Raw genomic sequence first — 18877 nt, 5'->3', positions numbered from 1 at the left:
TCATCGCGCCTCCCCCATTTCGCCCGCCCGCTCATGGCGGGTGCCGCGGCAATCGCAAAAGATCGCCACGCCATCAATCCCTCGGCGGGGCGACATAGGTCCAGTTTCAGGAACCTGGGGTAGCCGGCCAATAATCCTCCCCTTCAAATTCACCGAATACATCTGGTTCCCAGCCGAAAATCCGCCAGCCACCTTCTCCCGTACAACCAACATTTCCCAGTCGTCATCACCAGCGTCGGCTTTCGCGTAGCGAAGATAGATGTGGTCATGCCCGTCCGCTGTGGTGTCCACTATTTGTTGAATTACATAGGGGTAAAGCCATCCCTGAACTCCTATATACGGCCCTTCGACGCCCTCATGGTCAGACGCACCAAACCTCCCTCGTACTTGGAATCCCAGCGGCTCGCCCGCCAAAGTGCTCGATGCAAAGCCCACTGAAAAACCCTGTTGAGCGTTCCGTCCCAGCGTGGACATTGTGATCGCGGACGAGACTACGATTTAGGATTGACTCAAGGCGTGCTAAGAGATGATCGACGACACGAGTTCATTCTTCCGGCGTTAATCCGCCGCGAGCCGCCGTCCAGAGAAAATCATCTGGTGACATTCAGATTCTAGCCCCGCACTTGTGCCACGCGCGCCTAGTACCGTTTCAACTTTTGGCTAGTGTCGATGAACTTCGTCCACACATTCGCCAGCTCAATTTACAGCAACATGCATCGCGGGAGGGCGCTGGCCCCGTTAGCCTCGCTTGCCGCCCCATCAGACAGTTGGGCTGTCCAGCCGCATAAGTCATCTCTCTGACGACGCCTGCCTTCCTCGGATCCGCCGCCCCCCGGCAAATTCCCAACTAGCGCGTTGAAATTGGCCATCCCGTCCGCTAAGGTGAACATCCGAACACGCCACAAACGAAAAGGGGGAACTGCCCGTACGCGCTGCGGGAAGCGGTCATCCTGTGCAGCAAGCGGTCGCCCTTCGCCCACTGGGAGGCGAGCGACTTTTGCGTTCGTACCCACGCGTCTAGAAAACGCAAAATTCACTCCCGTTTTTTGAGCCGGTTCTATCGGAAACCCCCCAGAAACACCGGTCCAAAACGCTTCGCGACCGGCAGTGAAGGGAAGACTTTTGCGGCACATTAATGGGGCCCCCCAGACGCGCACGCAAAAGCAAAACTCCCGCGCGGGGCCGAAGAAGCCACAGCCGCCGTAAGAGATTGAACCGAGCCTGTTCCATTGCAACCCAACCCGATTGGCGGCTCGGCAGGGAGCCTCGCCCCTCCCAGCAACCTGCCAGAACGGCCGACGCGACAATTGTCGCCCTCACGTCAACGCAAACCCAACGTAGAAAACAAGTTGAGCGTTCTGTCGCCAAAACCGCACTTCGCGACAGAATTCCCGTTAGCGACAAATTTCGAGCAGGCGCAACGAGCTCCCCTCCATACGGATGACCTCAGCCTCAAACCCGCCGCCCCCGGCCCCGAAGATCACAATTCCCCCCCGTTTCTGGGCTTGAACTCCCGCCAGAATCGGGCACAATTGGGAGTTTGCCACATAATTGGCGGTCGACAGTATACGCGCGGAAACGAGTTCACATGTCCGATACGTTGCAGGTTGAAAAGCGGGATTTCAAGGGAAAGCGGCGGAATCATCGGCTGCGCCTCGAAGGGAAGCTCCCCGGAATCGTCTACGGGCACGGCGAAGAGCCGGTCAGCGTCATCGTCCCGGCCGACCAGTTGCGGGCGACGATTCGCCACGGTCACAAGGTTGTCGAGCTCCAAGGCGCCGCCACCGGCCAGGCACTGCTGCAAAACGTCGAGTGGGATACCTTCCAGCAGCACCTGATCCACGTCGACCTCCTGCGGGTCGACGCCAGTGAACGCGTGGAAGTGGAAGTGCCGCTGCTCATCCGCGGCGAAGCCCCGGGCGAGCACGAAGGCGGGGTGGTCGAGCACATCATCCACCACGTCGAAATCGAAACCTCGCCGCTGGCGATTCCTGACGCGCTCCACCTGAGCCTCAAGAATCTCCACCTGAATCAAACCCTCACGCTGGCCGACATCGTCGACCTCCCCGAGGGCGCCAAGCTGATCACCGACCCGAAGACGGTGGCGGTCACCTGCCACGAACCGGCCGCCGAAGTCGAAGAAGAAGCTGGCGCCGGCGCGGCGGAGCCCGAAGTCATCGGCCGCAAGGCTGCCGACGACGAGGAAGCCGAAAAGAAGTAGTGGTGGGGAAATTGAACCACGACGACACGACGAACACGACGGGAAATGCTGGAATTCTCAGCATCTCTCGATAAGAGAACGAGTTGCGAGGCCTAGTTACGTTCACAATGCATTTGCCTTCGTCGTGCCCGTTGTGCCGTCGTGGTGAATGAGTTTTGAGCGGTTGGTAATCAACTGATGAAGTTGGTCGTAGGCCTCGGCAACCCGGGACAGAAGTACGAGGGAACAAGACACAACGTCGGTTTCGACCTGATCGATCGACTCGTTCAGGAAACCGGGGCCTTGGCCCCGCGATCGAAGTTCGACGGCGAAGTTTGGGAGTGCGTGCTGGAAGGGGAGAAGTCGCTGCTGCTCAAGCCGCAGACGTTCATGAACCGCAGCGGCGGGAGCGTCCGGAAAGCAGTCGACTTCTACCAGATTCCAGCGACCGAGTTGCTGGTCGTTTGCGACGACTTCAACATCCCCCTGGGGCAGTTGAGGCTGCGAACAGGCGGCTCGGACGGCGGACAGAACGGGCTGGCGGACGTCATCCGGACGATGGGAACTCAAGAGTTCCCGCGGCTGCGAGTCGGCATCGGGCCCGTACCGGATCGATGGAATCCGGCCGACTTTGTCCTGGGAAAATTCAGCGCTGCCGAGCGCAGCGAGGTCGCCCTGCAGGTGGCCCGCTGTGCGGACGCGGTGCGAATGTGGGCGAGCCAAGGAACGCTCCCCGCGATGAATCGATTCAACGGAAAAGGCAATTAACCGGCAGTTAGCTATTAGCCGTAGGCTGTTGGCCGTGCGGAGCGGCGTTCGCTCCCGCCCCCAGCTCATGGCTAACAGCTGACAGCTCAATTCAGGAGTTCGAGTCTTGGCAGACAACACCGCAGTTTATGAAGGCCTGTTCATTCTCGACTCGAACAAGTTCGCGCGTGAGCGCGAAGGCTTGGCTCGGGAAATCGAGGCGATGGTCGAAGCGATCGACGGCGAAGTCCTCGTGAGCCGCCTGTGGGAAGAGCGTCGCCTGGCGTTCCCGATCAAGGGCCAACGCAAGGGCGCCTACTGGCTGATGTACCTCCGCATTCCGACCCTGCGTCTCAAGGAGCTGACCCGCTCCTGCGAGATCAGCGACTCGGTCCTGCGTCAGCTCTTCGTCAAGCTGCCGCCGAGCCTGGTCGATCCGATCATCGCCCACGCCAAGGGCGAGACCGTCGCGGTCGAAGAGCCGGCGGGCGAGCCTGTCGGCGCCGGGGTCGAGTAAGCCCGACGCGGACGGATTGGGCCCAAACCCAGTCGCCCCGAGGGACTCCGAGGGGTTCGGAAAGCCCGCTGGGAGCGATCGACGCGAAAAAGAAGTTTGCAACCCGACCGGGGTTCTGGTACGGTGATCGGAACATAAGTACACTACCTCGGAAACCTTTACCATGGCCAGCTTCAACCGCGTCATCCTCGTCGGCAACCTCACCCGCGATCCCGAACTTCGCTACATCCCCAGCGGCTCGGCCGTTTCCGAGATCGGCTTGGCGGTGAACGACCGGGTGAAGAAGGGCGACCAGTGGGTCGACGAAACCACTTTCGTCGACATCACGCTGTGGGGCCGCACGGCCGAGGTCGCAAACGAGTATCTCAGCAAGGGTTCTTCGGTGCTGATTGAAGGCCGATTGAAGCTCGACAGCTGGGAAAAGGACGGGCAGAAACGCAGCAAGCTTCGCGTGATCGCGGACAAGATGCAGATGCTGGGCGGACGCGAAGGCGGCGGCGGAGGCGGAGCAGCTCGCGGCGGCAATAATCGCGTTGCTAGCGGGGCTCGTTCTTCGTCCGCACCGTCAGACGACTACGGATCTTATGACGACGGCGGTTCGTCGAACTCGGGCGGCGGCGGCTTCCCCGACGACGAGATCCCGTTCTAAACAAACAGTTTTCACCACAACGACACGACGAACACGACGAGAGAGCAGAGATCGTTTTTGTATTCGTCGTGACCGTCGTGTCGTCCTGGTGAATTGAAATAGTTGTGAGAAACTAAGTTTCGCCGGCAATTGCTACGGCGAGTTTTAAGCAAGCAGGTTGACGATGATTAAGTCCAAAAAGGCCAAGAACCCCGCGATCGCCAATCGCCTTCCGATCGGTCCCGGCGGCGGCGTCCAGCTGCTGTTGATCCACAACGTCGAGGATCTCGGCCACCAGGGCGACGTCGTTGAGGTTCGCCCCGGCTACGCCCTCAACTACCTGATCCCGCAGGGTTTGGCCACGATGGCCTCCGACCACCACAAGCGGATGGTCGAGAAGCACCGTGCCAAGCTGCAAGCCATTGAAAAGGCCCACCAGGCCGATCTGCGGAAGAAGGCCCTCGATATCGCGAAGCAAAGCATCACGATCGAGGCCAACGCGACCGAGGACGGCCACCTGTACGGCAGCGTTGGGGCGCCCGAAATCGTCGCCGCGCTCAAGAAGAACGACATCAACCTGCACAACGACCAGATTCGTCTGGAAGGCGTGTTGAAGGAGCTCGGTCTTTACACCGTCAAGTTCCGCCTGTCGAGCGAAGTCGAAGGCGAACTGAAGGTGTGGGTCGTGCCGCAAGTCGGCGCCGACGCTTGATAACCTGTCGACAACTCAATTGAACCCCGACCGCCGGTGCAAGCCGGCGGTTTGGCGTTTAGGGATAGGTTATATTGAGCAACGGGATGTTGAGCGACAAAGGAGTGCAGCCATGGCAGACTGGAACGGAGCGGATCGCAATGGATCAGGCCGCGGCGCTGCCTTCACTCCCGCGACGAAGCCAGGCGATGCGCTAGACCGCCAGCTACCGCAGAACGTCGAGGCCGAGCGTGCCGTACTCGGCAGTATCCTGCTGCTCCCTGAGGTCTTTGACGAAGTCGCCCTGATCCTGCGCTCCGGCGACTTTTACGACAACGCAAATCGCCAGATCTACGAGCATTTGCTCGCGATGCACGATAGCGGGCAGCGCATCGACTTGATGCTTCTCGTCGAGCGGCTGAAAAAAGCCGAAGTTTACGAGTCGATCGGCGGCGCCGCGTATCTCGCCGAAGTAGGCCGGCAAGTTCCCACGGCGGCTCACGCGGAGTACTACGCGAAGATCGTCGCCGACAAAGCGGTGCTGCGTTCGCTGATTCACGTCGGCATGGAAATACAGAGCGGAGCCTACGATCCGACTTCCGACACGCGTGAGATGCTCGGCAAAGCCGAAGAACGCGTCTTTTCCATTCTAGAGAACCGCGGCACCGGGCACGTCACGCCCATCTCCGACGTCTTGCAGCATTCGCTCGATCGCATCGATGCTCGGATGGAGCATCAAAGCTCGTTCGGCGGCGTTGAAACCGGATTCATCGATTTCGATCAGATGACCGGCGGCCTGCAAAAGTCGGAACTCGTGATCCTGGCTGCGCGACCTTCGATGGGCAAAACCGCGCTTGCGATGAATATGGCCGAGCACGCCGCCTTAAACGGTACGACGACGCTGTTCGTCAGCTTGGAAATGGCGGCCATCGAACTGGGCGATCGGCTTCTCTGCTCCGTAGCCCGCGTCAATGGCAATCGCTTGCGCAACGGCACGATCACGCACGATGAACGACGAAAGCTGATCAACGCCGCCGCCAAAATCAGCCAGGCGCCGCTGTTCATCGACGACGCCCCCAGCCGAACGATGACTGAAATCTCGGCGAACGCCCGCCGACTGAAGCGGAGCCATAATCTCGGGCTCATCGTCGTCGATTACCTCCAGCTGATTGATCCCGACAACCCCCGCGATCCGCGACAGGAGCAGGTGTCAAAAATCTCCCGGCGGCTCAAGGGACTCGCGCGCGAAATGCAGGTGCCGGTTCTCTGCCTGGGTCAGCTCAACCGGCAGGTGGAATCATCAAGCAGCAACAAGCCGCAGTTGAGCCACCTGCGCGAATCCGGCGCCATCGAGCAGGACGCCGACGTCGTGATGTTCGTCCATCGCGACGAATATTACATGACCAACGAAGAGGACCGCGAGCAAGTGCGCGGGCAAGCCGACCTGTTGATTCGCAAGCAGCGCAATGGCCCTGTGGGCGAAGTGAAGCTGACCTGGAGCCACGAGTTTACGCGGTTTGAGAACTTTGCGATGGCGACGCACGCAGAGTTTGATTCGTACGGTCCGCCCGGCGACTTCTAGCGAAGCTCACCGCATCAAAAGGGCCGAGATGTCTGGCGTCGGCCACGCTGCATAGGAAGCGCAATTGCCGCCAATCCGCCAATTGTGCTAGCGGGGCAACGCTTACGGGTATTTAACCCGCCTTGTCGTTTTGCGTCCGATCCGCTATTTCTCCGCGGCCAGTCCCGGCAGCGAACCGGCTGCGCTTGCGCAGCGACCGCGGTTTCCTGCCCGCTTTTCCCGCAATCCGACGGCTCCGGGGCCGCTATGCAGCAAGTTTTCACACCACGAATGCCGGTCCGACTGCTCGCCCTTACAGGCGTCGCGGCCGCCATCGCTTGCCTGCTTCCTTCTGGTCGCGGCCAGGAATCGCCGGCTTCGTTTAGCAGCGTCGCCGATCGTCTGCCCGGCGTCGGCGCCACGTCGTCGGCGACGCCTCCGCCTGCGCAGCTTACTCCCGCAGAAGAGTTGGTCGCCGAAGTCCGCATTGTCGGCAACGAAACGACGACGACGACTCAAATCATCACGAACATTACCACTCGCGCGGGCCGGCCGTTCGACGAAACGGTCGTCCAGCGTGACGTCCGCAATCTCGCCAACCTCGGGTGGTTCGTTGATGTGAAATCGCTGTATGAGCGAACGCCCCAGGGCCGCATCGTCATCTTCCAAGTCGTCGAGCGACCGACGATTCGCTATGTGCAGTACGTCGGCAACACGAAGATCAAAGACAAGACGCTCAGCAAGCAAACGCTGCTGAAGGTCGGCGGTTCGGTGGACCCGTATGCCGTCCAAGAGGGCAAACGCAAGCTGCGCGACTACTACGTCAGCAAGGGTTTCAACAACGTTCAGATTTCTATCCTGGAAGGCGATAAGCCGACCGATCAAGGCGTCACCTACCTCATCCACGAAGGGGTCGCCCAGAAAATCTGGAAAACCAAGTTCGTCGGCAATGACAGCGGCTTCGTTAGCGACAGCCGCCTGAAGACGCTCATCAAATCGAAGCCGCCGATTCTTTACATGTTCAAGGGCTTCCTTGATCGGGATAAGATCGACGCCGACATCGCGGCGATCACCGACTACTACCGTGCCCACGGCTATTTCCAGGCACGCGTCAGCCGCGAGATCGACCCCGGCGATGAGGGCGACTGGTCGACGCTGACCTTCGTGATCCACGAAGGCATTCAATCGAAGGTTCGCAATGTCACCGTTTTGGGGAACACCAAGTTCGAGCAAAAGCCGCTTGAAGAAAAATTGACGCTCACCAACGGCCTGCCGTTCGAACAGGCCAAGATGCAGAAGGACGCTCAGTGGCTGCAAGAGCTTTACGGCAGCCAGGGATACGTCTTTGCGGACGTGCAGCCCGAAACGATCTACCTCGAAGAACCGGGGCAAGTTGACCTACGGTATGACATCAAAGAGGGGGATCGATTTCGCGTCGGGCGCATCTTCGTCCATATCAATGGCGACAATCCGCACACGCGAATCCAGACGGCACTCAACCGCGTGACCCTGCGCCCCGGCCAGATCATGGACATTCGCGAGTTGAAGGCGAGCGAGCGGCGTCTACTGGCCAGCAGCTTGTTCCACACCGACGCCCAATCGGGACAGCGTCCCAAGATCAGCTATCGAATTCCTGATGACGCCGAGATTGGTATGGCGGAGCGACCGACGGGAAATGTTCGCGGGCAAAGCCCCGACGTCTTTGGCCCGCCCGTCTTGCCGCCCCTCGGCTCGAACGTGTCGCTGCCAGCCCCGCCGATCGTCTTGGACAATCCTGTCGCGCCGATGCAGCAAGGCGATATGGAAGTTCACTACTACTGCGACGACGAAGAGCATTTCCGTCGTTGGCAAGAAGCCGAGGCGCTGCCGGACGCTGCTGATCAACAGTCGACGCCCGCCGTCGCCGTGCCGGTTGAATCCGGTGAGAACCCGACAGCCATTCCAACCGCGCCGATCGAACCTCCCACGACTCTGCAACGACCCATTTTTCGCGGCCAAAGCCCCGCAGCACCCGCTCAGCTGCCTTACTGGGCCCCTCAGCGTTCGTCGGCGCCACACGTTGTCCAGCGTCCGCCTGGCGAAGGTGAGACAGCGGCGACTGAGCCCTACGGCACGGCGCCAGCTCAGAACGACCCGTATGGCAATGTGCGCGCCGTCCGCGGACAAAGCCCAGCGAACCAGGCCTACTCAACCCTGCCGGCGGGCGGCACTCCCGCTATGGCGTACGGCGGTCAGGTCATTCCAGTGACGCCGCCCGCGGAAGCAACGGTGTCCGGGGTGACTCCCGCGCAGTATTCGGGCAACCTGCAGCCGCCAGCCGGTTCGGTCGCCCCGCAACCGCTGACGCCGCTGGGACCGTTGCCAGGATTCTCCGTCGACCCACAGCTGCCGATGTCGCTCGATCCTAACGTGCCGGCATTCTCCGAACAGATGGTCGACATCTATGTCGACGGAACGGAGACCCAGACCGGTCGCTTGATGATCGGCTTCGGCGTGAACTCGGACGCGGGCGTCGTGGGCAACGTCGTCGTCGACGAGCGGAACTTTGATTGGACCCGCATCCCCACGAGCTGGGAAGACGTACGCAGCGGCGCCGCCCTCCGGGGCGCCGGGCAGCGGTTCCGGATCGACGCCTCGCCTGGTTCGTCGGTGAACCGCTACTTAGTGAGCTTTCAGGAACCCTATTTGTTCGATCGCCCGATCAGCTTGGGATTGAGCGGCTCGTACTTCGATCGCAACTACGCCGACTGGGACGAGCAGCGCGTCGGCGGCCGGATCTCGCTCGGCCACCAATGGGTCGAGCGCGACTTGTCGGCGACGCTCGCGTACCGCGGCGAGAACGTCAAAATCTTCAATCCCTCGGTGCCAGAGGGCGTCGTCCCGCTGCTCGATGAAGCGCTCGGCTCGAATGTGCTGCATGGCTTTCGCGTATCGCTGATCAATGACACGCGCGACAGCTCATTTCTGGCCACGCAAGGTCACTACTTCGAAGTCGGCGGCGAACAGGTTATCGGAACTTTCGACTACCCGCGCGTCGACGTCGACTTTCGCCAGTACTGGATGCTTCGCGAGCGCCCCGACCACTCTGGCCGGCACGTATTGAGCTTGAGCACCACCGTCGGCTACACCGGCACCCATACGCCGATCTACGAGAACTTCTTTGCCGGCGGTTTTGCGACGCTACGCGGATTCGACTTTCGCGGCGCATCGCCAATGCAGAACGGCGTCGAGGTGGGCGGTCGCTTCCAATGGCTGAACAGCCTGCAATATTTGTTTCCCGTATCCGCCGACGACATGCTGCATGGCGTGGCCTTCTGCGACTTCGGCACGGTTGAACCGGGTACGAAGATTCAGAACTTCCGCGTGGCTCCTGGTATCGGGGCCCGCATTACGGTGCCGGCGATGGGCCCCGCGCCGATCGCGCTCGACTTTGCCTTCCCCGTGAGCTACGCAGCGACCGACGATCGCGAAGTCTTTAGTTTCAGCATGGGCTTCAGCCGGTAAGCGGCATGATATAGCGAGGAACGCTGATTCAAGGCGAAGCGAAGAATCGTGCAGTTCGATGAAGCCACCAGATCCATCGCTCTGCTCAGGATGACACCCACGCCGTTCTTACTCTGCAGGAGTCGGCGTCACGTCGTTCGCGCAGGGGAAATCGCTGCGACGCATCATCTCCTGCTGATACGCTGGCTCGGGCGGTGCGCCGCCCCAGCGCGTGCGCGCGAACTCGAAGTGCGCGGGATAAGGCCGTTGATAATAGCTCCCCGTGACGACGACCGGCGGACCAAACGTCGGGAAGTACCCGCCGTACATATACGACGGGAAGGCGTAGCCAAAGCCGCCGCCGCGCGCATTCCAATCGTCGGCGCCTTGACGCATGCGTGCATACGTTGGCGGCTGCTGAGCGCTCGAAGGCGCAGCCGCCGCGCCGGCGATGAGCAACAGTGCAACTCCGATCAAACGAGGCGAAGACATGGCTGAACCTGCGCGCAAATGAGAAGAAACGCCTCGCCCGCGGCGATGCATTGCTCACTCCATGCTAGTCAGCTCAGCAAATCACATGCAACTTGGTGCGGATGCAAGGCGTAGGCCGATTGTGCGGCATGGCGCGATCGGAGCGCCCTGGCAAGCCGGTCCGCGCTGCTGACCCACAGGGCATAGCCCGGCGGCTGTAGCGATCGCGGCAGCATGAGATGCCGCTTTGGCGGATCGACTAATCGAGATCCGCGTCGAAGCCCATGTTCGCCGGCGGGTGCTCGATGCTGTCGGCCATCTTGTTGAGAGCTTCAGTCTCGATCTGCCGCACGCGTTCGCGGGTGAGGCCGAGCTCCTCGCCGATTTCTTTCAACGTCCGGGGCTCATAACCGTCGAGGCCGAACCGCATCCGCAGGACCGTTGCTTCGCGCTGGTCCATTGTTTGGAGCATCGCCATGACATGCCGCAGGCTATCGCTTTCGACGAGCGCGTCATCGGGGGCCTGCTGCCGCTCGTCCATCACCATGTCCCCGAGCGTCCAGCCTGCTTCGGTCTGGTCGGTCTGCGGAGTGGCGTTGTAGATTTTGATCGCCTTCTTGATGATCGGCAGCTTCTTCTTCGGCAGGCCGAGGACGCGGGCGATTTCTTCCGGCGTCGGCGTGCGATCGAGCTCTTCCGTCAGCCGCGCAGTAGCCCGGCGCCATTTGGACAGCAGTTCGACCATGTAGGCCGGAATGCGGATCGTTTTGCCGGTGTTGATCAAGGCCCGCTTGATCGACTGCTTAATCCAGTAGCTGGCGTAGGTGCTGAAGCGCGTTCCCATCGCGGGATCAAAGCCCTCCACGGCGCGCAGCAGCCCCAGGTTACCCTCTTCGATGAGGTCCTGCAGAGCGAGCCCCTTGCCGGAGTAACCGCGGGCGATGTTCACCACGAGCCGCAGATTCGCGCGAACCATGCGGTCGCGAGCGGCTAGGTCCCCCTCGCCAATGCTGGTGGCAAGTTCCTTCTCTTCGCGGGCGTTGAGCAGCGCGGTCTCGTTGATTTCGCGAAGGTAGGTCTCCAGCGGCGTTTGCACGGCTGAAGAAATCTTTCGCTTGCGGGTGGTCGAGGGCATGGCGCTTACCGTCGCATGGAGGTGGACAGGGGACCGACTACCGGAACGTCTAACGCAGGCCTCGCGAACAATCCCTGCCCATCGACGGCGACGACGTTCAAGTGCTAATCGTTTGTTGCTGTGCTAGCTCTATCGACGATAGGAGCGGGCTCCCTCCACAATGCAGCGCGGTTGGCGGAGTGAGCCGAATGCGCGCGGCGTTCCGACGATGCCAAGAAAAAGGGCCTCGCAGGTCGTAACCTGCGAGGCCCTCGAGGGGCCTTTAGCTTCGGCGGCGACAGTCCCGTCGGCGCCGATTTGGAGAGCTTTTACGATTCGTCCGATTCAGCCGACGCGGCCGACTTGAAGAGCGGACCCGAATCGGCTGAGCCGACGCCGCCCTTGAGTTCGACGGCCGATTCGCGGGAACCGCCACTGGAGCCATTGGCCTCGGCGGCCGCTTCGTCTTCCTCGGCCCATTCGACGCGTTTACGCGAGAGGCCGATCTTCCGCTCTTCGGTGTCGACGCGGAGGACCTTCACCTCAATCTCATCGCCGACGTTGACCACGTCCTGCGGGTTCTCGATCTTCTGATCGGAGAGTTCCGAGATGTGGAGCAGGCCTTCGAGGCCGTCTTCCAGGCCGACGAACACGCCGAAGTTGGTGATCTTCGTGACCTTGCCCTTGACCAGCTGACCTTGTTGGTAGCGGTTCGGAATGTCGGTCGACCACGGATCTTCGTCGAGCTGCTTGAGGCCCAGGGCGATGCGGCGACGTTCTTGGTCGACCGACAGCACCTTGCACTCCAGCTCCTGGCCCTTCTCGACCAATTCGCTCGGGTGGCTGATCTTGCGGGTCCACGACATGTCGCTCACATGGAGCAGGCCGTCGATCCCTTCTTCGATTTCGATGAAGGCGCCGTAGTTGGTGAGGTTGCGAACCTTGCCCTTGACCATGCTGCCGGTCGGGTACTTGTCCGAAACCTTCTCCCACGGGTTCGACTGCGTTTGCTTCATGCCGAGCGAGATTTCTTGCTTCTGCTCATCGATCCGCAGGACGACCACGTCGATCGAGTCGTCGATGTTGACCAGCTCGCTCGGATGGCTGATGCGCTTGGTCCACGACATTTCGCTGATGTGAACCAGACCTTCGATGCCGTCTTCCAGCTTGACGAAGGCGCCGTAGCTCATGACGTTGACGACCGTGCCCTTCACGACCGAACCAACCGGATACTTGGCCGCGACGTTCTCCCACGGGCTGGCCTGACGTTGCTTCAGACCAAGGGCGATCTTCTCCTTCTCGTAGTCGATATGGAGAACCATCACCTCGAGTTCGTCGTCGATCTTCACCATTTCGCTCGGGTGATTGATGCGACCCCAGCTCATGTCGGTGATGTGGAGCAGGCCGTCGATGCCGCCCAGGTCGACGAACGCGCCGAAGTCGGCGATGTTCTTGACGATGCCCTTGCGGCTTTGGCCGACTTCGAGCTTCTTGAGCAATTCGGCCTTCTTTTCGGCCCGTTGCGATTCGATCAGGCTGCGGCGGCTGACGACGATATTGCGGCGGGCCTCGTCGATCTTGAGGACCATGCACTCGATCGTCTTGCCGATGTATTCGCCGATGTCGTGCGGCCGACGGATGTCGACCTGGCTGGCGGGCAAGAAGACGTTGACGCCGATGTCGACGAGCAAACCGCCCTTGATTTTGCGGGTGACGAGGCCGGAGACGACGTCGCCTTCGTGGACGGTCTCCATGACCTTCATCCACTTTTCGATCTTCTCCGCCTTGCGCTTGCTGAGGACGATCATCCCGCGATCGTCGAGCCAGCCTTGCGAATCTTCGACATCCTCAACGAGGACGCGGATCACTTGGCCGACTTCTGGTTGATCGGGATCTTCCGGCTCCCATTCGTTGCGGGGGATCATCCCCTCGCTCTTGTAGCCGACGTCGACGAGGACGAATTCGTCGTCGATGCGGATGATCTTGCCTTCGACGATCTGGTTGACGTCGACGTCTTGGCTGCCAAGCCAGCTGACGTCGTCGGGAGCTAACTCGCCGATGGCATCGATCCAGTCTTCCTCAGAAACGTCGAATTCGCGAATAAGATTGCGGTTAACCATAGAAAAAAGTGGGGCGGAGCAGAGACTTGCGACCGATGGAGCTCGGCCGCCTCTACCAAAAAGAGGGACTAGTTTCCTGCGCCTGGCGCCGAACGTCGGCATGCCAAAGGGAAAGGGTGCAGGGACAAGCCCGTTATCCTAGCAAACTAGCTGAGAACGGACAATCGGGTTAAGTCGTTGCAGCGGCGGCGATTCCGCCAAGATCGCGGCGCCGGGTAATCTCTCAGGCCGCCGACGGCCCACCAAGCCGGATGCCTGCCCCCCCTAATTCGAGCCAATCCCGCTGTGCGATTGCACGCCTTGCACGATTTCGGCCAGTCGGTCGACTACCTGGTCGGGATTGAGGCCGTCGGTGAGGACTTCGATCGAGTCGCTTGCTTTGGCCAGGCCGCCGTATGCTCGCTCGGTATCGCATTGATCGCGGAGGCGCTGTTTTCGCAGCACTTCGGCGAGGTCGACTTCTTCGCCCCGCGCCTGAAGGTCGAGAAACCGCCGCCGGGCCCGTTCCTCTTCGCCCGCGGTGAGGAAGATTTTGCACTGGGCGCCCGGAAAGACGACCGTTGCCTGATCGCGCCCCTCGGTGACCACGTCCTGGCCCGCGGCAAACGCCCGCTGTTGGTCGGTCAGCAGGCGGCGGACCGCCTGATTGTCGGCGGCGTGCTGGGTGAGCGTGGTGATTTCCAGAGTGCGAATGGCGGCGGTGACGTCTTCGCCGTTCATCAGGATCGCGTCGTTCGACAGCTCCAGCGTTAGGCTGGCCGCCACGGCGGCGAGTTCCTCGGGCTGATCCCAGTCGACGCCGGCCCGTTTTCCCGCCAGGGCCACGGCGCGGTACATGGCGCCCGTGTCGAGGAACCGGAAGCCGAGCCGGCGGGCCAATCGGCGGGCAGCGCTGCTTTTTCCGGCGCCGGCGGGGCCGTCGATGGTCACAATCATGGAACGGTCTGGCGCTCAACGGGCCGAAATGGGGAGAACTGGCGTTCCCTCATGTTATCGGGGGGGGCTCGCATCGGTGCAACCGGTTGGCAGCGCAGGTTGGCGCCGAGCCCCGTTTTTCCCGCAAGTTCGACGCTTTTCAACGGTCGGGACGGCCGCGTCGGTGGGTATACATTCGCCTCCCCTCGACTAGAATGGCAGGCTGGGGGGGGAAGCCCGCCGACAGCCAACCAGCTGAGGTGCGCGGACGCCGGGGCCGTCGCAGGCGCTGACGCAGCGATTCGACGCCGCCAAAGTCCGCGGATTTCCGCTGAAAATTTGACTACGCGGCGCGCTTCGATAGATTTGATCGTAGAGAAGTGAGGCGCTGCTCGCGCGGTCAAGCCACGCCCCCCTGGGCGTTTGGAAACTCTTCGGCTTGCTGAAGCTATTGCGTTGATCGCACGTAATTGATCGTCGTGAGCAGTCGCGTCGGACTTGAACACTCCGCCGCGTAATATAACGAACGGAACAGAGGTCGCGAATATGGCCAAGGGTGGCGCCGTATGGGGCATCGATATTGGTCAATGCGCTTTGAAGGCGCTTCGATGCCGTCCCCATGAGAAAGAACCCCGGCGGCTCGTCGTCGAGTCGTTCGACTACATCGAATATCCCAAAATTCTGACTCAGCCCGAGGCCGAGCCGGCGGAACTGATCCGCGAAGCGCTCGAAACGTTCCTCTCGCGGAATGAATTGGTGGGCGATACCGTCGCCATGTCGGTCGGCGGTCAGAACGGCTTGATGCGGTTCATCAAGCTGCCGCCCGTCGAAGCCAAGAAGATTCCCGACATCGTCAAGTACGAAGCCCGGCAGCAGATTCCTTTCTCGCTCGACGATGTGGTCTGGGACTACCAGCAACTCACCGGCGGCAGCGAGGAGGACGGCTTCGCCCTGGAGCCCGAGGTTGGCCTGTTCGCGATGAAGCGCGATCAGGTCGCCCGCGCCCTGGCCCCGCTCGAAGCGGCGGGCATCGAAGTCGACTTGATCCAGCTGGCTCCGCTGTCGGTCTACAACTACGTCTGCTTCGACCGGTTCGAAGAGATGAAGTCGCAGCCGTACGATCCGGCGAAGCCCCCTTCCTCGACGGTTGTGATCTCGCTCGGTACGGACACCACCGATCTGGTCGTGACGAACGGTTTTCGCGTCTGGCAGCGCAATATTCCGATTGGCGGCAATCACTTCACGCGGGCCCTGAGCAAGGAACTGAAGCTCACGTTCGTCAAGGCCGAGCACCTGAAGCGCAACGCCACTCAGGCCGACGATCCGAAGGCCGTGTTCCAGGCCATGCGCCCGGTGTTCAGCGACCTCTTGGCCGAAATCCAGCGTTCGCTCGGCTACTTCCAGAGCCTCGACAAAGCGGCCCAAATCGGCGAAGTGATCGCCCTGGGCAACGCGATGAAGCTCCCCGGGCTGCAGCGCTACCTGGCCCAGAATCTGGAGCAAGACGTCAAGCCGATCGAGGACTTCAATCGCCTCACCGCCGGCAGCGCCGGCAGCAACGCGCAGTACAAGGAAAACATTCTCAGCTTCGGCCCCGCGTACGGCCTGTGCGTCCAGGCGCTAGGTAAGTCGGAACTGAAGACCAACCTGCTGCCGGAAGAGATCGTCCGCAAACGGATGATCCGCGCCAAAAAGCCGTGGGCCGTCGCCGGCGTCGCCGCCGTCCTGGCCGGGCTGACCTTCAATTACTTTACCCACGTCTCGTCATGGCGTTCGGCCGACGTCACTAACCGCGATGACTTCAAGAGCGCGTTCAGCTTGGCGGCCAGCACGAAGACGAGCGCCGATGGACTCGAAGCCGAGCGGGCAAGCATAAAAACTGCCGCTGAGGGTCTGATCAAGACGCAGGAGCAGCTCACCAGCAACGTCGAGGGTCGGCTCGAGTGGCTCGACCTGATCAAGGCGCTCGACGCGTCGTTGCCGCGCGATCCGCGGCCGCGGGAAGAGAACGCCGACCATGTGATGAGCCGCAACGAGCTCCATATCACGGCGCTCGACGAACGCCACTTTGCCGATTTGGCCGCCGAGTACATCACGCCGGTCGATGCCAAGTATCTCGAATCGAAGAACGAAGACGCGGTCGCCGCGGGTGATCCGGCGGCTGCCGCCGGCGCTCCGGCTGACGCTGCCGGCGCGACGGCCGACCCGGCAGCCGGGGGCGCCGCCGCGGCCCCGGGTGAAGCGCCGACCGGCCCCGGTTTTGTCATCCAGTTGACCGGCTACCACTACCACAACGCCGACCAGACGAATCAGACTCGTAAGTTCGTCATCGACACGCTCGTCAAAGCGCTCGAAGAGGGGACCGTCAAACTTCCCGATGGGTACGACGAAGCGTCCAAGAAGCTTACTGGCGAATTGGTCGACGTGTCGCTCAAAGACATGGGCATCAGCCGCCCCTGGCTGGTGGCGGGCAAACCGTTGAAGTCCGAGCCGATCGATCCCGACGCCGCGCTCATGGGCGACGGGGGAATTGGGGGCGGCATGCCTGCTGGATTTGGCGCGCTCGCCCCGGCGGCCCCGGTCGCCGGCGCAGAGGGCGCTGCCCCTGGCGTGGACCCTGCCCTTCCCGTCTCGAAAATCTTCGAAGTGAAACGATACGACTTCGTCGTTCAGTTTTGTTGGCAACCCAAAACGCGAGCCGAGCGTCGCGAAGCGGCCGCCAAACGGCTCGCCGCCGAGGCCGAGGCCGCCGCCGCGAAAGCGGCCGCCGAAGCTGCCGCATCCGAACAGCCGGCGGCGCAATAGTTTTTTCGGATCAACTCCAGCACCAGTCAATTGAGATTCACGACCAACGAGCTGCGGCTCGCCGTGGACCAGAGATCAGGCCCAGCGCCGTCGAGACGAAACCATGGATAAAGTACGAGCGTTCCTCAAGGCCGCATGGCTCCAACGCTTTTGGATCTTAAGCGTCGTCGGCACGCTGGCCGCCGTCGTCTGCTGGATGATGGCCTCCGGCGAGTTGCAGCGGCAGTTCACCGCCAACAAGACGCAGATCGACGGCAAGTTCAGCGAGATGAAGTCGATCAAAGACAAGTCCGTCCACGGCAATCCCGGCGTCAACGCCAAGGAGCGCGAGGAAGCCAAGAAGATCGCCGACAGCGTGAAGAAGCTGTGGCAGAGCCTGTTCGATGCCCAGCGGGAAGAAGTGCTAAAGTGGCCGGCGGTGCTCGGCGCCGACTTCGTCACCTACGTCGAGAACGCGAAGTTCGATTCGCAAATCAAGCCGCTGTTCCGCGATCGCTACCAGAACTACATCAAGAACCGCTTCGACGGGCTGGTTGAAATCGTCGATGCGAAGAAGATGCCGGTCGAGGGCGCCGCCACCTTCGGTCCCGGAATGGGGCGCATGGGCGAGGGGGGGGGCGCGGCGGAAACTCTCTACGACGCCCAAGGAAATCCGATCGAAGAAGACTATCTCGTCCAATGGCTCGACCAGGCGAATCTCCGCCAGCAGCTGGAGTTCACCGGCGTCCCGACGTCGCGGCAGATTTGGGTCACCCAGGAAGATCTTTGGGTCTACGAAACGCTGCTACGGGCGATCGCCAACACCAATAAGGAGCGTGGGGCCACGCGACCAGACAATACGGCGATCCGCGTGATTCAGTCGCTCGAGGTCGGAGCCCCGGCGGGGCTCGCAATGGCGCAGGAGTCGGTGATCCTCATGCCCGCCGAAGCGATGGGCGCTGGCGGCGAGGCGCCACCGATGGAGCGCCCTATGGGCGAGGGCGGAGCCGAGGGGGTCGACGTCGACGCCATGCTCCTCGCTGGCCGCTACATCGACGCTGAAGGGAAGCCGATTGCCGATGCCGCCAGCGGCATGGGAACCGAGTTTCGTCGGCTGCCAATTCGGATGGTCCTGATGATGGACGAACGTTGGTTGCCGAAAATTCTCGTCGAGTGCGCCAACGCACCGCTGCCAATTGAAGTTCAGCGACTGCGGATCAACCGCGAGAAATCGGGGATCGACAAAGATGGCCAGGCCTTCGAAATGGCCGCGGCTGCCGGCGGCCCCGGGATGGGAGGCCCCGGCATGGGAATGGGACGCGGCGGTGAGATGGGGATGGGCCGCCCGATGGGCATGGGTATGGGACGCGGCGGCGAAGGCCGCAGCATGGGCATGGGACCCGGCATGGGCGGGATGGGGGCCGGCATGAGCCTCAACCCGGCCGACACGGCGAACCTGGCCACCGTTGAAATTCAAGGAGTCGTCTACATCTACATGCCGCCCGATGCCACCATTCTGACCGTTCCCGGCGATGACGCCGCCGCCTCGCCCGACGCGTTGGCAGCGGGCGACGCCGCCGTCGTTCGGTAGTGTAGTTCAGCAATGGAGTCGCGAGTTGCGAGTTGCGAGAGAAATGCAACAACGA

At 61.7% G+C, this 18877-nt stretch carries 14 protein-coding genes; 9 read left to right on the top strand and 5 right to left on the bottom strand.

From position 1 onward, the window contains the following. The gene (locus I41_RS06415) at positions 1-474 is read right to left on the bottom strand and encodes a hypothetical protein (protein WP_145431761.1); all 474 of its coding nucleotides are present in this window, start codon (positions 472-474) and stop codon (positions 1-3) included. Positions 475-1588: 1114 nt separating this feature from the next. Between I41_RS06415 and I41_RS06410 the strand changes: the two genes are divergently transcribed. From I41_RS06410 to I41_RS06380, 7 genes are all read left to right on the top strand, one after another. Then, positions 1589-2221, top strand: coding sequence for a 50S ribosomal protein L25 (locus I41_RS06410; RefSeq protein WP_145431760.1), 633 nt, complete (start codon positions 1589-1591; stop codon positions 2219-2221). Between the two features lie 177 nt (positions 2222-2398). Next, the gene (gene pth / locus I41_RS06405; protein ID WP_145431759.1) at positions 2399-2968 is read left to right on the top strand and encodes an aminoacyl-tRNA hydrolase; all 570 of its coding nucleotides are present in this window, start codon (positions 2399-2401) and stop codon (positions 2966-2968) included. 106 nt (positions 2969-3074) lie between these two features. Then, entirely contained in the window at positions 3075-3464 is a 390-nt protein-coding gene (gene rpsF, locus I41_RS06400) for a 30S ribosomal protein S6 (protein WP_145431758.1), read from the top strand. Between the two features lie 163 nt (positions 3465-3627). Beyond that, the gene (gene ssb / locus I41_RS06395) at positions 3628-4113 is read left to right on the top strand and encodes a single-stranded DNA-binding protein (protein WP_145431757.1); all 486 of its coding nucleotides are present in this window, start codon (positions 3628-3630) and stop codon (positions 4111-4113) included. Positions 4114-4276: 163 nt separating this feature from the next. Further along, positions 4277-4804: a 50S ribosomal protein L9 gene (gene rplI, locus I41_RS06390; RefSeq protein ID WP_145431756.1), complete on the top strand. Its 528-nt coding sequence runs from the start codon at positions 4277-4279 to the stop codon at positions 4802-4804. 112 nt (positions 4805-4916) lie between these two features. Continuing rightward, a complete protein-coding gene (gene dnaB, locus I41_RS06385) occupies positions 4917-6365 on the top strand; it encodes a replicative DNA helicase (protein ID WP_145431755.1) in 1449 nt (482 codons plus the stop codon). Between the two features lie 270 nt (positions 6366-6635). Then, positions 6636-9848, top strand: coding sequence for a BamA/OMP85 family outer membrane protein (locus I41_RS06380; RefSeq protein ID WP_168206734.1), 3213 nt, complete (start codon positions 6636-6638; stop codon positions 9846-9848). Positions 9849-9956: 108 nt separating this feature from the next. Here I41_RS06380 and I41_RS06375 read toward each other — a convergent pair whose 3' ends face one another. The 4 genes from I41_RS06375 to cmk all read right to left on the bottom strand — a co-directional run bounded on the left by I41_RS06375 (position 9957) and on the right by cmk (position 14468). Further along, positions 9957-10319, bottom strand: a complete 363-nt coding sequence (locus I41_RS06375; protein ID WP_145431753.1) for a hypothetical protein — start codon at positions 10317-10319, stop codon at positions 9957-9959. Between the two features lie 238 nt (positions 10320-10557). Then, entirely contained in the window at positions 10558-11433 is an 876-nt protein-coding gene (locus I41_RS06370) for a sigma-70 family RNA polymerase sigma factor (RefSeq protein WP_145431752.1), read from the bottom strand. 308 nt (positions 11434-11741) lie between these two features. Beyond that, complete coding sequence (locus I41_RS06365; RefSeq protein WP_145431751.1) at positions 11742-13532, bottom strand: 30S ribosomal protein S1; 1791 nt, start codon at positions 13530-13532, stop codon at positions 11742-11744. Between the two features lie 264 nt (positions 13533-13796). Further along, complete coding sequence (gene cmk / locus I41_RS06360; RefSeq protein ID WP_145431750.1) at positions 13797-14468, bottom strand: (d)CMP kinase; 672 nt, start codon at positions 14466-14468, stop codon at positions 13797-13799. A gap of 525 nt (positions 14469-14993) precedes the next feature. Between cmk and pilM the strand changes: the two genes are divergently transcribed. Together pilM and I41_RS06350 are read left to right on the top strand one after the other, a co-directional pair. After that, a complete protein-coding gene (gene pilM / locus I41_RS06355; protein ID WP_145431749.1) occupies positions 14994-17252 on the top strand; it encodes a pilus assembly protein PilM in 2259 nt (752 codons plus the stop codon). Positions 17253-17355: 103 nt separating this feature from the next. Beyond that, entirely contained in the window at positions 17356-18822 is a 1467-nt protein-coding gene (locus I41_RS06350) for a hypothetical protein (protein ID WP_145431748.1), read from the top strand. Positions 18823-18877 lie beyond the last annotated feature (55 nt).

The sequence above is a fragment of the Lacipirellula limnantheis genome (genome assembly GCF_007746075.1).
Classification (GTDB): domain Bacteria; phylum Planctomycetota; class Planctomycetia; order Pirellulales; family Lacipirellulaceae; genus Lacipirellula; species Lacipirellula limnantheis.
This window is presented reverse-complemented; position numbering and strand designations above follow the sequence as displayed.